Origin of the sequence: Salinisphaera sp., from assembly GCF_035690525.1 — a bacterium.
Lineage (GTDB): Bacteria > Pseudomonadota > Gammaproteobacteria > Nevskiales > Salinisphaeraceae > Salinisphaera.
The window spans coordinates 1-4,125 of the sequence record NZ_DASSKM010000077.1 but is presented as its reverse complement, the minus strand read 5'-3'; the positions used below and the strand labels follow the sequence as shown (position 1 = coordinate 4,125).

4 protein-coding genes and 1 pseudogene are annotated in these 4,125 nt (G+C 64.7%); 1 reads left to right on the top strand and 4 read right to left on the bottom strand.

Features of this window, described 5'->3' with window-relative positions; genetic code table 11:
* The 4 genes from pgsA to VFJ08_RS05755 form a co-directional block, all read right to left on the bottom strand.
* The coding region (gene pgsA, locus VFJ08_RS05770) for a CDP-diacylglycerol--glycerol-3-phosphate 3-phosphatidyltransferase (RefSeq protein WP_324996092.1) at positions 1-510 on the bottom strand (510 nt) is incomplete at its 3' end.
* Between the two features lie 114 nt (positions 511-624).
* On the bottom strand, positions 625-2,451 hold the full coding sequence (gene uvrC, locus VFJ08_RS05765) for an excinuclease ABC subunit UvrC (RefSeq protein ID WP_324996090.1): 1,827 nt from the start codon (positions 2,449-2,451) through the stop codon (positions 625-627).
* A 104-nt stretch (positions 2,452-2,555) separates the two neighbouring features.
* Positions 2,556-3,035: a ribonuclease E activity regulator RraA gene (rraA, locus tag VFJ08_RS05760; protein WP_324996088.1), complete on the bottom strand. Its 480-nt coding sequence runs from the start codon at positions 3,033-3,035 to the stop codon at positions 2,556-2,558.
* 13 nt (positions 3,036-3,048) lie between these two features.
* The gene (locus VFJ08_RS05755; RefSeq protein WP_324996086.1) at positions 3,049-3,570 is read right to left on the bottom strand and encodes a disulfide bond formation protein B; all 522 of its coding nucleotides are present in this window, start codon (positions 3,568-3,570) and stop codon (positions 3,049-3,051) included.
* Positions 3,571-3,749: 179 nt separating this feature from the next.
* On the opposite strand from VFJ08_RS05755, the pseudogene VFJ08_RS15730 reads away from it, so the two are divergent.
* Positions 3,750-3,828 (top strand): annotated as a pseudogene (locus VFJ08_RS15730) (glutathione S-transferase family protein); the annotation flags it as partial.
* Between the last annotated feature and the right edge of the window lie 297 nt (positions 3,829-4,125).

Here is a 4,125-nt window from a genome sequence, read left to right as displayed (position 1 = left end):
GATCATCATGGACCAGAGCGTCAATGCGGCCGAGATCGCAAGCAGAACGGTGCCGGCGATGTAAATCCACTGCTGGTCGTACAGATCGAACAGCATGAGAAAAATCGCGAGCATCTGGACCGCGGTCTTGTATTTGCCCAGTGAACCGACGGAGACCACGCCGCGCTGACCGAGTTCGGCCATCCATTCGCGCAGCGCCGATACGGTCAGTTCGCGGCCTACGATGATGCTGGCCGGCAACGCCACGAACCAGTGCGGGTCGCGATATACCAGCATGACCAGCACCGCACAGACGATCAGCTTGTCGGCCACCGGGTCGAGAAACGCACCGAAGGCCGATGTCTGGTTCCAGCGGCGGGCCAGATGACCGTCGAGCCAATCGGTGGCCAGCGCCACGCCGAAAAGCACCGCGGCCGCGACGTTGAAGCCCGGCAGACGGATGAACAACAGCCCCACCACGAACGGGATGAGTATGAGCCGGAACAGGGTGAGCCAGATGGGCAGGTTCAACGTCTCTCCTCGCATTGTTGTCACACGGGGTTCGCTCAGAGGGTGTTTACAAAAACGTAGCAAGCGCCGTCAGTTTGGGTACGCCCGGAGCGCAGTAGTTTTGTAAACATCCTCTCAGGCCGTGTCGTGAAAATAATCGTATATCCGTTGCGCCATGGCCGTGCTGATACCCTCGACCCGCGCCAGATCGGCAACGCCGGCCCGCGCGACTTCGCGTGGGCCGCCGAACCTCTGTAACAGATTCTTGCGTCGCTTGGGCCCCAGGCCCTCGACCCCGTCGAGGACCGACACGCTACGCGCCTTGCCCCGCTGACCGCGATGCGCCGCGATCGCGAAACGGTGCGCCTCGTCCCTGATCTGCTGGATCAGATGCAGCCCCGGCGAGTCGGCAGGCAGTATAAGAGGTGCGTTCTGCCCCGGCAAAAACAGTTGTTCCAGCCCCGGCTTGCGCGTCGTGCCCTTGGCCACGCCCAGCAACCGCACGCCCGAAATTTCGAGTTCGTCGAGCACTTCGCGGGCCACGGCGAGCTGCCCCTTGCCGCCGTCGATGAGCAACAGATCGGGCAGCCGGGCCTCGCCCGTCTTGATCCGTTTAAAGCGCCGCGTGAGCGCTTGGCGCATCGCCGCGTAGTCGTCTCCGGGTTCGACACCGGTGATGTTGAAGCGCCGATAGGCCGACTTGTTCGGCGCCCCGGCCTCGAACACGACGCACGAGGCCACGGTTTTTTCGCCGCGCGTGTGGCTGATGTCGAAACAGGCCATCTGCATCGGCAGCTCGTCCAGGCCCAGGGCGTCGGCCAGCGCGGTAAGCCGTTTTTCGACGCCGGCGCGGCTGGCGAGCTGCGCGGACAGTGCCTGGTCGAGCGTCGCCCGCGTGTTGTCGAGCCAGCGCCGCCGTTCGCCGCGCACGTTGGTCTTGATCGCGACTTTGCGCCCGGCGCGCGCCGAAAGGCTCTCGGCGAGTTCGTCGTCATCCGCGGGCATGGGGTCGACGAGCAGCTCCGACGGCACCGGCCGGTCGATGTAGTACTGGCTGATGAAAGCCGCCATCGCTTCGTCGATCCCGGTGTCCGGAGGCGCGCTGGGAAAAAAACTGCGATGACCGAGATTGATGCCGCCGCGCACGGTGACCACCACGACCGCGGCCACGCCGCCGTCGATGGCGCCGCAAATCAAATCGAAATCGCTCTTGCTCCCAACCGTCTGACTCTGTGCCTGCAGCCGCCGCAGTGCCGATATCTTCTCGCGCAAGCGCGCCGCGGTTTCGAAATCCAGGCGCGCCGAGGCCGTCTCCATGTCGTGGACCAGGCGATCAATGAGCTTCTCGTTGCGCCCTTTGAGCATCTCGACCGCATCGGACACATCGCGGGCATAATCTTCGGCGCTGATGTAACCGACGCACGGCGCGCTGCAGCGCTTGATCTGGTATTGCAGGCACGGCCGCGAGCGATTCTCGAAATAGCTGTCGCGACAATTGCGCAGCTTGAATAGGCGCATCAGGGTGTCGGCGGTGTTCTTGACCGCGCCGGAACTGGGAAACGGGCCGAAGTAGTGCCCTTTGCGTTTCTGGGCGCCGCGGTGATAGACCACCCGGGGATAGTCGTTGTCCCCGGTGAGTAGCAGATACGGATAGCTCTTGTCGTCGCGCAGCACCACGTTGTAGCGCGGCCGATGCTTCTTGATCAGCGTCGACTCGAGCAACAACGCATCGTCTTCGGTGTGCGTGACGGTGACCTCGATATTGGCCACCTGATCGAGCATCGCCTCGGTCTTCGGGCTGCCCGAGGCGCGCAAAAAATAGCTCGATACGCGTTTTTTGAGATTCTTGGCCTTGCCGACGTAGAGCACGTCGCCGGCGGCGTTATACATGCGATAGACGCCCGGGCGCACGGTCAGTTGTCGGACGTAGCGATTGGGGTCGAACCCGGTCTCGTTCGTCATAATTCTATGATGCGCTCGATGCCGCCGATGACAAGGGCCTGTCTAGAACCTGTTGCCGTAACGACCGCGGAAATCGGGTAGCGCCGCCCCGGCCGGCCGCGCCGCTACAGCGCGAGTTCGGACGCCGACACCACGATGCCGTCGAGATCGGCGTACAGCCAATCGTCGGGCATGAAGGACACGCCCGCGAAGCGCACCGGCACGTCGCGCTCGCCTTCGTTTTTCTTGCTCGACTTGCGCGGATGCGTGTTCAGCGCCTTGACCGCCACATCCATTTGCGAGACCGCCTCGGCGTCGCGAATGCAACCGTAGACGACGACGCCCGCCCATTCGTTGTCGATCGCCAATTGGGCGAGATTGTCTCCGAGCAATGCGCAGCGATCCGAGCCGCCGCCGTCGACCACCAGCACACGGCCCTCCCCCGGCTCTTCCAGCGCCAGCCGGACCAGCGAATTGTCCTCGAAGCACTTCACGGTGCTGACCGGGCCGCCGAAGGCCAGGCGGCCGCCGAAATCGGTGAACATGGGCTCCAGAATCTGAAGCCGGTCGGCGAACTCGTCGCACAAGTCGGTTACGGGGTACATGAACACTCCCGGTTCAGGACGAGACGGCCCGCGCCGGCGCGGGCGAGGAGCGTGCCCCCAGGCCGGCGGCGCCGGCCAGCGCACCGACGGCGAGCAAGCAGAAATAGATGAGCGACCAGGCCGGCAAACTCAGCCCGGCGAACGAACCCTCGACCGTCGCGCAACTGGCGTCGCCGCGCAGAACCGTGGCCACCACCTGTTGCAGCGGCATGATCCGAATCAGATAATCCAGACCCGGGCCGCAGGCCGGCACTTGATCCGCCGGCAGATGCATCAGCCAGACATGACGCGCCGCGACAGCCGCGCCGGCCAATGCGGCGAGCGCGGCCAGCGCGGCATAGATACGATGCGCCAGGCCGCCCGGCCCGTGGATCCACCCGATCAGGCAAAACAGCGCCACGCCCGCCATGGCGATCCGCTGGAAGATACACAGCGGACACGGCTCGAGGCCGCCGACGTATTGCAGCAGGTAGGCGAACACGAGGGCAGCCACGGCGGCGCCGAAGCCGAGAGCGAAATACGGGCGTGAACTCATCGCCGGAAATATTCCCATAGCCCTGCCGATGCGGCAACGGCGGACGCCCGCGCCGCGCCCACGGTCGTAATCGCCGGGCTCGTGCCGGGGCGGCCGGCGAAGGCCTTCGATCCGTTCGAATTTGCGTACGACGCGCACGCCAGACACAGTCCTCGGGTCATCCAAATGCCCGACAGGCCATGATCAAGTTCTACTATCACCCGTCGCCGAACCCGGACAAGATCGCGCTCTATCTGGAAGAACCCGGCCTGGATTACGCGCTGAAGTCCAAGCATACGTTCAAGACCGAGATGGACGACGACGCCCGCCGCCACATGTTCCCGCAGAACGCCGCTCGCGGCTGAACCCGGCCCTCGCGTCGTGGCCGCCGCGGCAGGCAAAACGCGGCGGCCCACTCAGCGATCGTTCGGATCGTCGCGATCGCGGCGTTGCGCGCGCAAGTGACGCACCGCCGGGATCGCGTAGGCGAGCGCCGCCGCGATCGCGATCACGCCGAAAACAATCTCCGCTTGCGGATAGAGCTGCGCGAGCAACAGCGCCAGCATCGCCACGAAC

Excerpts from the sequence above, each read along its gene's own strand:
- uvrC (WP_324996090.1), bottom strand. The coding sequence starts at position 2,451 with ATGACGAACGAGACCGGGTTCGACCCCAATCGCTACGTCCGACAACTG.
- rraA (WP_324996088.1), bottom strand. The coding sequence starts at position 3,035 with ATGTACCCCGTAACCGACTTGTGCGACGAGTTCGCCGACCGGCTTCAG.
- VFJ08_RS05755 (WP_324996086.1), bottom strand. The coding sequence starts at position 3,570 with ATGAGTTCACGCCCGTATTTCGCTCTCGGCTTCGGCGCCGCCGTGGCT.